General features: G+C 73.6%; 1 protein-coding gene. It reads left to right on the plus strand.

Features of this window, described 5'->3' with window-relative positions:
- The coding region (gene menA / locus ACXAID_RS28390) for a 1,4-dihydroxy-2-naphthoate octaprenyltransferase (RefSeq protein WP_475025472.1) at nucleotides 1-503 on the plus strand (503 nt) is incomplete at both ends.

Genomic DNA, 503 nt, shown 5'->3' on the forward strand with positions numbered 1-503 from the left:
CGGTGCTGCTGGCCGCGGTGGCCGCCCTGACCGTCGGCGCGGCAGCCGGTCTGGCGCTGGCGTGGGTGTCGGCGCCGTGGCTGATCGCGGTCGGCGCGGTCTGCATCGCCGGGGCGTGGCTCTACACCGGCGGATCCCGGCCCTACGGCTATCTGGGGCTCGGTGAGGTCGCGGTGTTCGTGTTCTTCGGCCTGGTCGCGGTGCTGGGCACGCAGTACACCCAGGCGCTGCGGATCGACTGGGTGGGCGCGACGCTGGCGGTGGCCACCGGCTGCCTGTCCTCGGCGGTGCTGGTGGCCAACAACCTGCGCGACATCCCCACCGACGCGGAATCCGGGAAGATCACCCTGGCCGTCCGCCTCGGTGATCCGAGGACCCGATTGCTGTTCCAGGCGCTGCTGCTGATCGCCTTCCTGCTGACGCTGGTGCTGGTGCTGGCGACGCCGTGGTGCGCGGTCGGGCTGGTGGCGCTGCCGCTGGCGGTGCGGGCCGCGGCGCCGGTG

Source organism: Mycobacterium sp. ABE4_509, assembly GCF_056160785.1.